The organism is Flavobacterium sp. RSSA_27 (assembly GCF_051547125.1).
Taxonomy (GTDB): domain Bacteria; phylum Bacteroidota; class Bacteroidia; order Flavobacteriales; family Flavobacteriaceae; genus Flavobacterium.
Genome location: NZ_JBPTTN010000003.1, coordinates 278,931 through 293,739 on the forward strand (window position 1 = coordinate 278,931; position 14,809 = coordinate 293,739).

Annotated in this window: 10 protein-coding genes; 8 read left to right on the forward strand and 2 right to left on the reverse strand. The window is 39.3% G+C overall.

Annotated elements, in window-relative coordinates:
• The first annotated feature begins 226 nt into the window (after positions 1-226).
• From ACSVH5_RS06160 to ACSVH5_RS06180, 5 genes are all read left to right on the forward strand, one after another.
• A complete protein-coding gene (locus ACSVH5_RS06160; RefSeq protein ID WP_438060574.1) occupies positions 227-892 on the forward strand; it encodes an SCO family protein in 666 nt (221 codons plus the stop codon).
• 1,015 nt (positions 893-1,907) lie between these two features.
• A complete protein-coding gene (locus tag ACSVH5_RS06165; protein ID WP_438060575.1) occupies positions 1,908-2,138 on the forward strand; it encodes a FeoA family protein in 231 nt (76 codons plus the stop codon).
• A gap of 5 nt (positions 2,139-2,143) precedes the next feature.
• Positions 2,144-4,246 (forward strand): ferrous iron transport protein B, encoded by a 2,103-nt coding sequence (feoB, locus tag ACSVH5_RS06170; protein ID WP_438060576.1) that lies wholly within the window; start codon positions 2,144-2,146, stop codon positions 4,244-4,246.
• A gap of 90 nt (positions 4,247-4,336) precedes the next feature.
• Complete coding sequence (locus ACSVH5_RS06175) at positions 4,337-6,574, forward strand: TonB-dependent receptor family protein (RefSeq protein ID WP_438060577.1); 2,238 nt, start codon at positions 4,337-4,339, stop codon at positions 6,572-6,574.
• Positions 6,575-6,611: 37 nt separating this feature from the next.
• Positions 6,612-6,737: a FeoB-associated Cys-rich membrane protein gene (locus ACSVH5_RS06180; RefSeq protein WP_082923242.1), complete on the forward strand. Its 126-nt coding sequence runs from the start codon at positions 6,612-6,614 to the stop codon at positions 6,735-6,737.
• On the opposite strand, the gene ACSVH5_RS06185 is transcribed toward ACSVH5_RS06180, so the two are convergent.
• Both ACSVH5_RS06185 and ACSVH5_RS06190 read right to left on the reverse strand, forming a co-directional pair.
• Positions 6,734-7,387 carry a metal-dependent transcriptional regulator gene (locus ACSVH5_RS06185; protein WP_438060622.1) on the reverse strand — a complete coding sequence of 218 codons (654 nt, stop codon included), beginning with the start codon at positions 7,385-7,387 and terminating at the stop codon, positions 6,734-6,736. The two genes, ACSVH5_RS06180 and ACSVH5_RS06185, sit on opposite strands and share 4 nt — an antisense overlap.
• Before the next feature lie 63 nt (positions 7,388-7,450).
• The gene (locus ACSVH5_RS06190; protein WP_438060578.1) at positions 7,451-9,331 is read right to left on the reverse strand and encodes an Nramp family divalent metal transporter; all 1,881 of its coding nucleotides are present in this window, start codon (positions 9,329-9,331) and stop codon (positions 7,451-7,453) included.
• Between the two features lie 413 nt (positions 9,332-9,744).
• Here ACSVH5_RS06190 and ACSVH5_RS06195 point away from each other — a divergent pair, with 413 nt between their 5' ends.
• From ACSVH5_RS06195 to ACSVH5_RS06205, 3 genes are all read left to right on the forward strand, one after another.
• Positions 9,745-10,218 (forward strand): hypothetical protein, encoded by a 474-nt coding sequence (locus ACSVH5_RS06195; RefSeq protein WP_438060579.1) that lies wholly within the window; start codon positions 9,745-9,747, stop codon positions 10,216-10,218.
• A gap of 359 nt (positions 10,219-10,577) precedes the next feature.
• A complete protein-coding gene (locus tag ACSVH5_RS06200; protein WP_438060580.1) occupies positions 10,578-12,836 on the forward strand; it encodes a TonB-dependent receptor in 2,259 nt (752 codons plus the stop codon).
• 450 nt (positions 12,837-13,286) lie between these two features.
• The gene (locus ACSVH5_RS06205) at positions 13,287-14,330 is read left to right on the forward strand and encodes a tyrosine-type recombinase/integrase (protein WP_438060581.1); all 1,044 of its coding nucleotides are present in this window, start codon (positions 13,287-13,289) and stop codon (positions 14,328-14,330) included.
• The last annotated feature ends 479 nt before the right edge of the window (positions 14,331-14,809 follow it).

Consider the following 14,809-nt stretch of genomic DNA (forward strand, 5'->3'; position numbering starts at 1 on the left):
AATGACCTTTTGCGTGAGGGGTGGAGTGGAGTTTTTTTTTTATCCCGTTTTTTCGCGGGATAAAAAAAAGCGGGAACGGAGACCCGACCCTTTGCCTCGTTTTTTCTACGAGGCGAAGGGGCACGCCCAAATTATTTTAAAAAGCGTAGTGTAAGGCAGACCGTTGTTTTGTAATTTTGCGCGAAATTCAAATTTTGCCTTTCTATTTTATTTTAAAAACCTACAAATGAAAGCTTTCTTCTATAAGTATCGTATATTTTTTGGTGTTTTATTGGTATTTTCGGCGATTACTATTGGCTTGTTTTACAATGCGTTGAAGCCAGAAAAGACCTTGCCTATTTACAATCCTGCCGACGTGAATCCTGAATTGGTGGACAGTACGGTGCAATATGTGAGTAAGGCACACACGATTGCTGATTTTTCGTTTGTGAATCAAAACGGGAAAACGATTACCCAAAAGGATTATGAAGGGAAAGTGTATGTGGCCGATTTTTTCTTTACGACTTGTGGTTCGATTTGTCCTAAAATGACCAAGAACTTGGCCGAAGTGCAAGCGGTTATCAAAAATAATCCCAAAGTAATGCTGTTGTCGCACACCGTTTTTCCTGAGACCGACAGTGTGCCTGTTTTGAAAAAATACGCTCTTGAACACGGCGTGATAGACAGCAAATGGAACTTGGTTACAGGTGATAAAAAGGAAATTTATACAATGGCTCGAAAATCGTATTTGGCCGTTAAATTGGGGAAACCCGAAGAATTGTACGATATGGTACACACCGAGAATTTTGTGTTGGTGGACCAAAAAAGACGCGTTCGTGGCTTTTATGATGGAACCAAAAAAGAAGATATGGCGCGATTGATAGAAGATATTAATTTTTTGTGCGCTAATTAGTTGGGTGAAAAGGGAACACGAATTTGACTAATTTTCACGAATTGGGCAATGGTTATTAGCTTGATTTCCAGTTCTGAAATGGAACACAGATGACGCTGATTTAAACGGATGAAAACGGATTTTTATTGCTCTCAAATAAAGTTTAACGCTATGTACTTTCGGGGCATTTCGTTTTAGTTGCTAAAAAAATATCACCGCAAATTCGCAAATTTTGAAATATTTATAATTGGAATAATTTGCGAATTTGCGGTAAAAATTTACTATCCAACCTTGCAGACTTTGAGTTTGCGAAATCAAATCTATGAACTTTAATCCATAGTGGTTAAGTTAAAACCGGGAAAATGGAACACGGATGACGCTGATTTAAACGTATGAACATGGGTTTTTATTGGTCACAAATAAAGTTTTAAGCTATGCATTTTCGGGGCTTTTCGTTTTAGTTTCTAAAAAAATATCACCGCAAATTCGCAAATTTTAAAATATTTATAATTGGAATAATTTGCGAATTTGCGGTAAAAATTTACTATCCAACCTTGCAGACTTTGAGTTTGCGAAATCAAATCTTTGGACTTTAATCCATAGTGGTTAAGTTAAAACCGGGAAAATGGAACACGGATGACGCTGATTTAAACGTATGAACATGGGTTTTTATTGGTCTCAGATAAAGTTTAACGCTATGTACTTTCGGGGCATTTCGTTTTTATTTCTAAAAAAAATTACTGCAAATTCGCAAATTTTAAAATATTTATAATTGGAATAATTTGCGAATTTGCGGTAAAAATTTACTATCCAACCTTGCAGACTTTGAGTTTGCGAAATCAAATCTTTGGACTTTTAATACATAGTGTTTAATTAAAATCAGCGAAAATCCGTTTCATCCGTTTCATCCGCGTGCCATTTAAGTTGTTAGTTCACTTTACAGACAGTCAGATTCTTTTTTACAATTGTGATAATTATCATTTGAATTTCTATTATAATATGTATTTTTGTAATCTAAATTCAATCTAAATAAGGTTTGCCAACAACGATACAGTCACTCAAAAAAGGAGAAAAAGCCATTATCAAAGACTTTGATATTGATGCCATTCCATTAAAATTGCTCGAAATGGGCTGTTTGCCTGGTAATGAAGTAGAGTTGCTGCAAATCGCTCCCTTCGGAGATCCGCTGTACCTAAACATTAACGGGTCACACGTTGCCATTCGAGTAGCAACGGCTCAGGAAATAGAAGTGGAACGAATCCAATAAAGCTAATGACCAGCAATCACAACATCAATGTCGCTTTGATAGGGAACCCGAATGTGGGGAAAACCTCTGTTTTTAATCAACTAACAGGTCTGAATCAACAAGTAGGGAATTATCCTGGAATTACGGTAGAAAAAAAGGTGGGTTTTTGTAAGTTGCCTTATAATTTCAAAGCCAATATTCTGGATTTACCGGGTACTTATAGTTTGAATGCCAGCTCGATTGATGAAAATGTAGTAATTGAATTATTACTCAATAAAAACGACAAACTCTATCCCGATGTTGCCATTGTGGTGACGGATGTAGAGAATTTAAAGCGAAATCTATTGCTTTTTACTCAAATCAAAGACCTTGAAATTCCAACGATTTTGGTCATCAATATGGCGGATCGAATGGAATACAAGGGCATCAGTTTGGATATTCCTTTTTTAGAAGAAAAGCTAAAAACTAAAATTGCGTTGGTAAGTTCTCGAAAAGGATTTGGAATTGAGGAATTGAAAAATTTAATCGTTTCGTATAAATCCATTTCAAAAGAACCTTGCTTGAATGCCTCGGTAATAGATTCCGAATATTTTGAAAATCTTCGCAAAGCATTTCCGAATCAGTTGTTGTATAAGTTATGGTTGGTGATTACTCAAGATGTGAACTTTTTGAATTTAGAGCGAAAAGAAATCCAGAGTACATTTACCAAATCGCATTCGGATTTGAAACGATTGCAGCAAAAAGAAACCATTAAGCGCTACCAGTTTATCAATGATGTGTTGAAAGTGGGAATGACCATCGACCAATCTATTGCTAAAGATTTTAGAGCCCAATTGGATCGGGTGTTAACACATAAATTCTGGGGCTATGTGATTTTCTTCTGTATCCTTTTTGGTATTTTTCAATCCATTTTTGTGTGGTCCGAAGCCCCAATGGATTTTATCGATAGCTCCTTTGCCAGTTTGAGCGCTTGGTCTGCCGAGGTTTTGCCAGCAGGTATGTTGACCAATTTGATTTCGCAGGGGATTGTTCCCGGAATTGGCGGAATCTTAATTTTTATTCCACAGATAGCCTTTTTGTTTTTGTTCATTTCGATACTCGAGGAAAGCGGCTATATGAGTCGTGTGGTATTTTTGATGGATAAAATTATGAGTAAGTTTGGTTTGTCGGGCAAAAGTGTGGTACCATTGGTTTCTGGAACGGCTTGTGCTATTCCGGCGATTATGGCGACTCGTAATATCGAAAATTGGAAAGAACGCTTGATTACCATTTTGGTTACTCCGTTTACGACTTGTTCGGCGCGTTTGCCAGTGTACGCTATCATTATTGGGTTGGTGATTCCGGATGAAAGGGTGTTGGGTATTTTCAACTTGCAAGGCCTTACCTTGATGTTGTTGTATATGTTGGGATTTGGAATGGCCATCTTTTCGGCTTATGTTTTGAATAAAATATTGAAGATCAAAGGGAAGTCTTATTTCATTGTAGAAATGCCCAACTACAAATTGCCTTTGTTTAAAAACGTAGGTATCAATGTGATTGAAAAAACCAAAGCCTTCGTATTTGGTGCTGGAAAAATCATTTTGGCGATTTCGATTATTTTATGGTTTTTGGCTTCGTATGGTCCAGGTGAAAACTTTAGTAATGCGGAGCAAATTGTAGTAAATAAACACGCTGATAAACCGCTTTCAGCAACCGAGTTGGAGAACGAAGTCGCTTCGCAAAAATTAGAGAATTCCTATATCGGACTGATGGGTAAATCTATTGAACCTGTTTTGACGCCTTTGGGTTATGATTGGAAAATAGGAATTGCCATTATCAGTTCATTTGCAGCCCGAGAAGTTTTTGTAGGTACCTTGGCCACGATTTACAGCGTGGGCGACACCGACAATGAAGATACCATCAAGAATAAAATGCAATCCGAAATCAATCCTTTGACAGGCGAAAAAGTCTTCAATTTTGCCTCTGGTATATCATTACTTCTTTATTATGCATTTGCGATGCAATGCGTGAGTACGCTCGCTGTCACTCGTAAAGAAACCAACAGTTGGAGATGGCCTTTGGGGCAACTCATTTTTATGAGTGCTTTTGCTTATACGGTGGCTCTACTAACCTACCAATTATTGAGTTAAAGTAGCAGAACAAATGTTAAAAGTAATTTTTAATTTGTCTAAATAAGAATCCAAACCTACCTTTGCAGTCTAGAATTAATCTAAATAAAAATGAAATTATTCTTTTCTGCGCTTGTACTAGTGACAAGCGGTTTGGCTTTCGGACAACAAGACACTAATGATGTTGCTTTAAACGATACTGTAAAAAAACTATATCCCGTAACCGTTTATTACAAAAAACAGCCTGTAGAGCGCTTAAAAGAAGTGCAAGGCAATAGTTTGTTTTCTGGAAAGAAAAACGAAGTGATTTCATTGCTAAACACCAATGGAAATGTAGTGACGAACAACGCAAGAGAGATTTTTGCGAAAGTACCTGGTGTTTCGATTTGGGAAAATGAGGGGTCTGGAATACAAATCAATGTAGGGGTTCGTGGGTTGAGTCCAAACAGAAGTTGGGAATTGAATACACGTCAGAATGGCTATGATATATCCTCGGATGTGTTTGGCTATCCAGAGGCGTATTACAATCCGCCATTGGAAGCGGTAGCCAATATTCAATTGGTTCGCGGTGGTGCTTCACTACAATTCGGATCTCAGTTTGGTGGAATGCTCAACTACGATTTGAAACGCGAAACAGAAAAGGCTTTCTCTTTCGAAACACAAAACACGGTGGGAAGCTATGGCTTATTTAGTTCTTATAACGCTATTGGTGGCACCACAAAAAAAATAGACTATTACGTGTACAATCATTCCAGAAACGGGGACGGTTGGAGAGAAAACGGACGCTATGCGGTGCGCAATACCCACGCTTACTTCGCCTATAAGTTCAACGAGAAAACCAAACTTTCGGCAGAATATACCAATATGGATTATGATATGCAACAAGCGGGAGGTTTGACAGATGCGCAATTTGAAGCCAATCCACAGCAATCTTTTCGCAGTCGTAACTGGTTTGGTACGCCTTGGAATGTAGGCGCTTTGATTTTGGATACGCAATTCAGTGACCGTTTGACTTTTAATGCGAAACTTTTTGGATTAATTGGCGAGCGTAATTCGGTAGGTTTTTTGGCAGCTCCCAATGTCGTGGATGCAATTAATCCTGCTACGAATGCTTATGCCAATCGTCAGGTGGACCGTGATTTTTATAAAAACTTTGGTTTAGAAACCAGAAGTATTTTCAAATATAGATTCGATCAGGAAGAACAAAAATTAGCCTTCGGTGTTCGTTTGTACCAAGCCAATATGAACCGTTTGCAACAAGGAAGAGGAACAACGGGTTCCGATTTTGATTTGAGTATTGAAGGTCGTTACAACCGCGATTTGGATTTTACCACGGACAATTTTGCCGCTTTTGCAGAAAATCAGTTCAAAATTACCCCAAGATTAAGTGTGACTCCTGGTGTGCGTTTCGAGTCGATTCGTTCTACTAGTGAGGGAAGAATTAACATTACTAATGGTAATGATGTTATAGCGACTCCGCAAGACATTACTCGAAATGTAGCATTGTTTGGTTTGGGAGTAGAATACAAATGGGAAAGAACAAACTTTTATGCAAATTTCTCACAAGCCTTTCGCCCGGTTTTATTCTCAGATTTGACGCCATCGGCCACTACAGATGTGATTGACCCGAACTTGAAAGATGCTAGCGGATACAATTTGGATTTAGGGTATCGTGGTTCGCTTTTTGGATTTGTTAATTTCGATGTGTCTTATTTTTATTTATTGTATCAAAACCGAGTGGGAAGCATTCGTCAATTTACCAATAACGACCCAACACAAAGCACTTATTTGTTCAGAACCAATTTAGGAGAAACCATCCATAAAGGTTTTGAAGGATTTGTGAATGTGAATGTGACCAAAGCGTTTCAGGTTAATGAAGCCATCGGGGATATTAATTTCTTTGCGACTATGTCTTTTATTGATGCTACTTACTCTGATTTTAGACTGACGCAAGTATCGGGAACGGCTCCAAATATTGTGATTACACAAAGCAATTTGGCTGGAAAACAAGTGGAAAACGCGCCACGCTACATCCACAATTTTGGGATTAGCTGGGATTTCAAAAATGTATCTGCCACTTTTCAAAACCGCACCACCAGCAAAATCTACACCGATGCCAACAACACCGAAACGCCAACAGCAAACGGTGTAACGGGAGCATTAGCGGGTTTTAGTGTCTATGATTTTTCTATGAAATATGACTTTTTAGGGCATTACAATATCAAGTCGGGAATTAATAACCTAACGGATGCAAGTTATGCTACCCGTCGTGCCGGTGGGTATCCTGGGCCAGGGATATTGCCTAATGATGGTCGTACTTTTTACATTAGTATTGGTGCTAAATTTTAAATAAAGCCTACCTTTAATTCTTTAAAATGAACCTACTATGTTGGTACAAGAAATCATCGCTTTTTCCTTATTGGCTATTGCCATTGGTTTCCTCATTCGAAAGTTTTTCTGGAAAAAGAAGTCCAAAAAAAACTGTGGAGACGGGAATTGTGGGTGTGGTTAAATCCGCTTCACGTACAAGTTTCCTGCAATTTTTGACGATACGGTAAGTGGCGTATCGTTGATGATTAAATGTAAAGACGCATCAAAATTTTCTCTTCCCAATACTTTGATAACGGCTCCTAGAGCAATTTTTTGTTTGTTCAAGTATTGTAAGAAATCGGCGGAGGAATCTTTTACTCCCACACAAATGGCAGTATCCTTTTCTGCCAATTCTGAGAGCAGTAGCTTTTCTGTTTTAGCAATTCGACCTTGTGCATCTGGAATGGGATCTCCGTGAGGATCTTCGGTGGGGTTGCCCAAAAAATCATCGAGTTTGTTGATGAGTTGTTCGGATTTGATGTGTTCTAATTGCTCGGCAATGTCGTGTACTTCGTCCCAAGTAAAAGCCAATTTTTCAACCAAAAAAACTTCCCACAAACGGTGTTTGCGAACAATCATTTTGGCGGTGTGCGTTCCTTTTTCAGTCAAGGAAACGCCTTGGTATTTGATATAATGGATTAATGCTTTATCAGCCAATTTCTTCAGCATGTCGGTTACCGAAGAAGCTTTGGTTTCCATCATTTCGGCAATGGCATTCGTAGGCACTTCAGCTTCAAGCTGTACGGTCAAATGATAAATGGCTTTGAGGTAATTTTCTTCGGAGTGGGTCATCATACAATGTTTAATCAACCCTTTCAGAGTTCAAAACTCTGGAAAGGTTTTTAAGTGTTAGTATTATTTTTTAGCATTATTAATCAAGACCAACGGAATGGAAATCTTGTGACGCAAACGGTCGATGGTGGTGCCCAACAACAAATCCTTAATGCCAGTATGTCCGTGAGTCCCCATAATCAGTAAGTCGAATTTGCCTTTGTTGACCAATTTCGGAATCACTTTGTTGGGTTTTCCAAAACCTAATAGGGTTTTGATACAAAAGCCCTTTTCTTGAAACATGTCTTTGTATTCTTGTAATAACTTTTCGTCGATGGTGGTTTCGTGATCGTCGGTTTGTTTACCGTACATCAAGGCGCCCACCGTTTCTACCACATGTATTAGGGTATATTCAGCTTCTTTACCTCCTAAATTGAAAGCGTAATTAATAGCAGTTTCATCAGCAAATGAAAAATCAACTGCGATGGCAATTTTTTGCGGAGGATGCGCTGTGATGGAATGAAATTGCAACGCCAAATGATGGGGCGAGTGGTTTTGAATGTTCATTTTTGATTGCGCCCAAAACGGTCGAAATACGATGTAAAGGAGTAAGAGTAAAAAGCCAAAGGCCAAGGGTACTACCGTTAGCCAAAGGATGATAGGATTTTCGGCGGCGGCCAACCAACCTTGAATCTCATCAAAAACCAATTTGGCGTTGAGTGAAACTATAATCAAAGCAATGGTCCAAGCAGCTATTTTCGTTAGTGTATTGATATGAAAACCGTTCATTTTGTTTTGGTCGCTTACAAAATGGATCAATGGAATAATGGCAAACCCCAATTGCAAACTCAAAACGACTTGGCTAAAAATGAGCAATTTACCGGTGACACTTTCGCCATAAATTAAAATCACTACAACTGCTGGCACGATGGCTATCAGTCTTGTAATAATGCGTCGCACCCAAGGCTGAATGCGTAAATTCAAATAGCCTTCCATCACGATTTGTCCTGCCAAAGTTCCCGTAATGGTTGAGCTTTGTCCGGCAGCAATCAAAGCTACGGCAAATAGGATAGAAGCCCATTTGGTACCCAATATTGGCGCTAGAAATTGATGAGCATCTTGAATTTCGGCCACTTCATACAATCCGTTTTTGTAGAAGGTGGCTGCAGCCAAAATCAAAATAGCGGCATTGACAAAAAAAGCCAAATTTAGGGCAATAGTCGAATCAATCAGATTGTATTTTAAAGCTTGACGGATGCCTTTGGGACTGCGATCGAATTTTCGGGTTTGCACCAAAGACGAATGCAAGTACAAATTGTGGGGCATAACGGTGGCTCCAATTATTCCTATGGCGATATACAAAGCGGCTTCGTTAGGAAGACTTGGAATCAACCCTTGTACGACACTGCCAATTTCAGGTTGCGCAAACAACATTTCGAATACAAACGAAAATCCTATGATGGCTACCAAAGCAATAATAAAGGCTTCCATCTTCCGAATGCCTTTATTGATTAAAAACAACAATAAAAAAGTATCCAAAACCGTAATCAAAACACCTTCAATCAACGGAATGTCAAACAGTAAATTGATCCCAATCGCCATTCCGAGCACTTCGGCCAAATCGCAAGCGGCAATCGCAATTTCGGCCAAAAAATATAAGATGTAATTCACAAAAGGCGAATAGGTTTCGCGGGAGGCTTGTGCCAAATCGCGTTGGGTGACAATTCCTAAACGCGCACTCAAACTTTGCAACAGCAAGGCCATCAAATTACTCATCAAAAGTACCCATAAGAGCGCATAACCAAATTGACTTCCACCCGCAATATCAGTGGCCCAATTGCCAGGATCCATGTAGCCTACACTTACGAGATAAGCGGGGCCTAGAAAAGCCAAAATCTTTCTAAAGGTTGTTCTTTTATTTTGCGTAGCCACCGATTGGTTGACTTCTTCTAAGGAATGACTCAATTGTATAGTGTTTTATTATCCAAATATATACAAAAAAAGTTCTCCAAAACTATTTTTTTAGACATGTCTAAATACTTCGCTGCTTTCTTCCAATTTACCATAAAGCAATCAGGGCATTCGCTCTAAAAAAAAAGTTAGCCACTGATTTCACCAATTGACACTAATTGTAATTCAAATTGAAATTAATGTCATGAATTACAACAACAGTACTAATTCGTGATATTAAAACACATTTTTATATGTGAATTCATTAGTGAATTCGTGGTGGGTATTTTAAAGCGAATGCCCTGAAATCAATCGAAAAAGAATTATAGTCTATTCCTCTTTTTTTCCTCTTAGTTATCGTAATTTTGCGCGTTGAATAGCGACAGTTGCTTTTGTAAGCTGTTTATTTTTTTAATCCATGTCATTTTATGAGTAGTAGTTATACCTTTAGTTCACAAGAAGTAGCTCTTTTATCCCAAGTTCAAAAAGGTAGTAAAGTAACCGCTGTGTTTTATCATTTGTGGGTCAATTTGGTACAACCGGACAATAAATTCATTTTTATTGATACGGTAGAATTGCATTTTGAGAACGAACAAAAATTGTTTTTCAAAATCAATGAGGAAGATACTGGATTTTCTATTGTGACCGATTATGATTTCGAAAAAGAGCAACAACAATTAGAAGAACAATTTAACGGTAGCTTGTCTTTAAAACGCATAGATGTTGCTGCTGCGCCTTTGTGGGTTGAAAACATCAAAACACCATTGCTAGGTATAAAAGTGGAACGTGAAGATACACCTGGTTCAGGCGATTATGTCAGCATCACTTTCGAAGCGGGAGCTTTGGAGATTGATTATGATCAAGAAAGTGGTTTGACCGTTCAAATTTTTGAAGATTTGTAAGCTAAGCAATGAAAACAAAATAGTGTAAGTCCAAATTGGATTTTAATAGGACAATTTATAATGCCCGCAATTAATCAAGAAAAATTATAGGTCATACCAAGAGATTAAAAAATGAAGAATTTCCTTTTCGACGCTGCGCCTTTGCGAGCCAAATTTCACGCAAAGTCGCAGAGACGCAAAGAACATAGAGAATAAAGTTTAATGAAAAACATTCCACAATTAATTTAATCGCCAAAATGGCACTAGTCTGGGATAGTCAAGTAAAATTATAGTAACATCCAGTATTGAAGTTCGATACTGGATTTTTTTCGTTTGTATGTATTTATTTTTTAGATTTGTCTAAAATATTATTTACTCTAATGAAATTATTATATAGCTGCTTGTTTTTCTTTTCGTTATCTCTTGCTTTGGCACAAGAAAAAGCCACCTTGCGTGGACAAGTCATCTCCGAAAATCAACCTGTAGCACAAGCACAGGTCGAAATTGTAGGCACTGCTTTTGGAACGCAAACCGATAGTTTGGGTTTTTTTGAAATTCCTCAATTGCCGCTCCAACGCTACACGCTTCGCGTTGCTGCTATGGGAATCAAAACCCATCAGCAGTCCATCAGCAGTGCGGATTTTAAGCATTTACTAAAAATAAATGTGGTGACCAACGAACAACTGCTCGACGAAGTAGTGGTTTCGGGTACGATGAAAGCCGTACGTCGTTTAGAAAATCCAGTTCCTGTAGAAATTATTTCGACCACTTTTTTGAAACAAAACCCCACCGCTTCTGTTTTTGAAGGTTTGCAAAACGTGAATGGTTTGCGTCCACAGAACAATTGCAATGTTTGTAACACCGGTGATATTCGCATCAATGGGTTGGAAGGCCCTTATACGATGGTCACGATAGATGGCATGCCCATAGTGAGTGCCTTGGGAACGGTGTATGGTTTGTCTGGAATTCCGAATGCGATGATCGACAAAATCGAAATCATCAAAGGTGCCGCTTCGAGTTTGTATGGGAGCGAGGCTGTAGGTGGACTCATCAATATCATTACCAAAAAACCACAAAACGCTCCACAATTTACTGCCGACTTGATGACTACTTCTTGGCTGGAAAACAGTCTCGATTTGGGTTATCGCACCAACATTGGTAAAAAATCTAATGCGCTTTTTGGACTCAGCACATTTTACAATGATTATGCTGTCGATAACAATGGCGACAATTTTACGGATAGTTCCTTGCAGAAAAGAGTTTCCTTTTTTAGCCGCTGGCATTTTGAACGCCGTTCCAAAAAAGAAATGAGCCTCGTCGCCCGTTATTTATATGAAGACCGTTGGGGAGGCGAAATGCAGTGGAATTCCAGCTTTCGAGGAGGCGACCAAGTCTATGGCGAAAGCATTTACACCTCGCGCTACGAAATCTTGGGCAAGTACCAATTGCCTGTTTACGAAAAAATGAGCCTGCAATTTTCGATGGTGGGCCACGACCAAAATTCAGTCTATGGTACTTCCGTTTTTTTGGCGAACCAAAAAATTGCGTTCGGGCAATACCTTTGGGACAAAGAGCTCCAAAATCATTCGCTTTTGTTCGGTGCCGCGGCGCGTTTTACTTGGTATAACGACAACACGCCTGCCACGGCCACTTCCTCTCAAACCGCTATTTACAGTGGATTTCTCCAAGACGATATCCAACTTTCTAAGCAAACGGGCTTGCTGTTGGGCGCGCGTTACGATTACCACCCAGCACACGGCTCGATTGTCACGCCACGTCTCGCCTTGAAATGGAAACCCACCGCCACCGATATTTTGCGACTCAATTTGGGAACGGGATTCCGAGTGGTGAATTTATTTACCGAAGACCATCAAGCGCTTTCGGGAGCTAGAGAAGTCGTCCTAAAAGGCGATTTAGACCCCGAAACTTCGTATACCGCCAACCTGAATTACCTCAAGAAATTCGATACCAACACGGCGGGCGTGCTCACCCTCGAAGCTTCGACTTGGTACACCCATTTCAAAAACCGCATTATTGCCGACTATGATACGAATCCCAACCAAATTATTTATGCCAATCTCGAAGGTTTTTCTAGAATTTTCGGAAGTAGTATTTCCTTGGATTGGGTCAGTCCGTTTGGGTTGAAAGGAACTTTGGGCGGTAGTTATTTCAATCCGTTGACCGAGCAAGAAGGCCGTCGTTTTGTGCCTCTGTTTACCGAAAAAGTCAGTTTGTCTTGGGCTTTGAGCTACGAAATCCCCAACTGGTTCCTGAGTTTGGATTATACCGGAAGTTATACCGGCAGTATGCGTTTGCCCTTGTTGTCCCCACTCGATCCGCGCCGCGAGTATTCCTTGCCGTACAGCATTCAAAACATTCAAATCACGTACAAGAAATTCCACAACGTAGAGTTGTTTGGCGGCGTCAAAAACCTCCTGAATTGGACACCCAATCGCGGCAATCCTTTCTTAATTGCGCGTGCCCATGACCCTTTCGACAAGCAAGTCACCTTCGATAGCAACGGCGTTGCACAACCCACTCCCGACAATCCCTATGCACTCACTTTCGACCCGACCTACGCCTACGGACCCAACCAAGGCATTCGCGCTTTTGTGGGCTTGCGATGGCATTTGGATTAATGTTTAGGAGCTAATCCTGCTGTCCACTATATCTCTTGTGTCGAACCCCGCCACAAGAGGATGCCGTTCCCATCAGGGCTAGGAACGTTAGCACGAGGAAATTCCAATTTTTAAATTCCAAATTCCAATTATAGCAGAGACTGCTCCCCTCTAGAGAGGGGCTGGGGGTGTGTTTTTGTCGAACCCTAAATCACAATAATTACACCATTATTCCCCTCTTGAAATCGAAGATTCAACGACTCCAAAAATAAATAAAATAGGGAGTTAGAGGGGCTGGGGGTGTGTTTTTGTCGAACCCTAAATCATTATAATTACACCATTATTCCCCTCTTGAAATCGAAGATGCGACGACTCCGATTTAGAGGGGCTGGGGGTGTGTTTTTGTTTATTACTCCTCACTTTTCATTAATAACTTTTTTTTATATCTTTAAGGCTCTAATTATAAGCCTTATGCGTTGGAATGCCCAATTGATTACACACCGAAAAGAAAAGCGGATTGCCGTTTATTTTGAAAAGAAACCGGAGTTAATTGCCCGAATCAAGCAATTGGAAGGCTCCCGATGGAGTCAAACTTTGGGGGTTTGGCATTTGCCTGACACCTTTGAAAACCGAATTCGATTTAAAATTCACACTTCCTCCCCCAATGTACCTTCTGATGAAGGCATCGCACAAATCGACAAATTCAAGCAATGGATGCGATCCAGACGGTATAGTGAAAGTACCATTACTACTTACAGCGAAGCATTGAAATCATTTTTGGTGTTTTATCCCGAAAAACCCATTTCCGAAATCACCAACGAAGATGTAATCCGATACAACAACGAGTATGTTTTGGAAAAAAAGTTTTCGACTTCCTTTCAAAATCAAATTGTGAATGGTATCAAGTTATTCTTTGCTACTGTTCGTGATACCAAAATAGAGATCGACAAAATTCACCGTCCGAAGCGCGAAAAAGTACTCCCGAATGTGTTGAGCAAAGAAGAAGTGAAATTAATTTTGAATGCTCATACAAATATCAAGCACAAAACAATGCTTTCGTTGATTTATAGTTGTGGGCTGCGTTGTGGCGAATTATTAGCCTTACGCCCAATGCACATTGACTCTAAGCGAAATATTGTTTTACTCAAAAACGCCAAAGGCAAGAAAGACCGTATTGCGCCTTTGTCTCCCAAAATTTTAGAAATGCTTCGAGAGTATTATAAAGTGTGCCAACCCACCACCTACTTATTCGAAGGACAAATCAAAGGACAGCCCTATGATGCTCGAAGTTTGCAACTTGTACTCAAGCAAGCGCTACAAAAAACAGGTATTACCAAACCGGCTACTCTGCATTGGTTGCGACACAGTTTTGCGACACACTTATTAGAAAGTGGTACCGACCTGCGGTACATACAGGAATTATTAGGGCACAATAGCAGTAAAACCACAGAAATCTATACGCATGTTAGTACGAAAAGTTTGCAACAAATTAGAAGTCCTTTTGATGATTTATAAGAAATAAATAATATATTTGAAAATCAAAAAAGCGAAACCAACCTTCGCCTATCCGCCCATCTTGGGGTGTATATACGAAAATTTGTTTCGCCTATAAACTAGTTACCACTCATTTAAATGAAAATAGCGAAAATATTAACAATTACGTTTTTATGTCTACTTATAACGATATTCTTTGCAGGCGGTGGACACGGTACATATATTCCGGCAAAAATAATTTTTCCTTTTACAATGTTATCAGCAAAGTTAACCAACGAAATAAATTTCATTGGTATTATACTCGCTTTACTTCAAATCCCCATCTATAACGGAATTTTAATGAATAAACCGAAATGGAAATACCTTTTGATTGGAATACACTTATTTGCAGTTCTTTTATGCTTTTACTTTAATAATGACTCATTTTGAATATACGTAAATTCGCTAAAATAAAGACGGAATATAAAAGTATTGTAATTAGTAGTGCGTTACTTTTTGCA

What these genes read in the sequence shown, in the direction of transcription:
- ACSVH5_RS06160 (WP_438060574.1), top strand. Translation starts at nt 227, where the DNA reads ATGAAAGCTTTCTTCTATAAGTATCGTATATTTTTTGGTGTTTTATTG.
- feoB (WP_438060576.1), top strand. Translation starts at nt 2,144, where the DNA reads ATGACCAGCAATCACAACATCAATGTCGCTTTGATAGGGAACCCGAAT.
- ACSVH5_RS06175 (WP_438060577.1), top strand. Translation starts at nt 4,337, where the DNA reads ATGAAATTATTCTTTTCTGCGCTTGTACTAGTGACAAGCGGTTTGGCT.
- ACSVH5_RS06180 (WP_082923242.1), top strand. Translation starts at nt 6,612, where the DNA reads ATGTTGGTACAAGAAATCATCGCTTTTTCCTTATTGGCTATTGCCATT.
- ACSVH5_RS06185 (WP_438060622.1), bottom strand. Translation starts at nt 7,387, where the DNA reads ATGACCCACTCCGAAGAAAATTACCTCAAAGCCATTTATCATTTGACC.
- ACSVH5_RS06195 (WP_438060579.1), top strand. Translation starts at nt 9,745, where the DNA reads ATGAGTAGTAGTTATACCTTTAGTTCACAAGAAGTAGCTCTTTTATCC.
- ACSVH5_RS06200 (WP_438060580.1), top strand. Translation starts at nt 10,578, where the DNA reads ATGAAATTATTATATAGCTGCTTGTTTTTCTTTTCGTTATCTCTTGCT.
- ACSVH5_RS06205 (WP_438060581.1), top strand. Translation starts at nt 13,287, where the DNA reads ATGCGTTGGAATGCCCAATTGATTACACACCGAAAAGAAAAGCGGATT.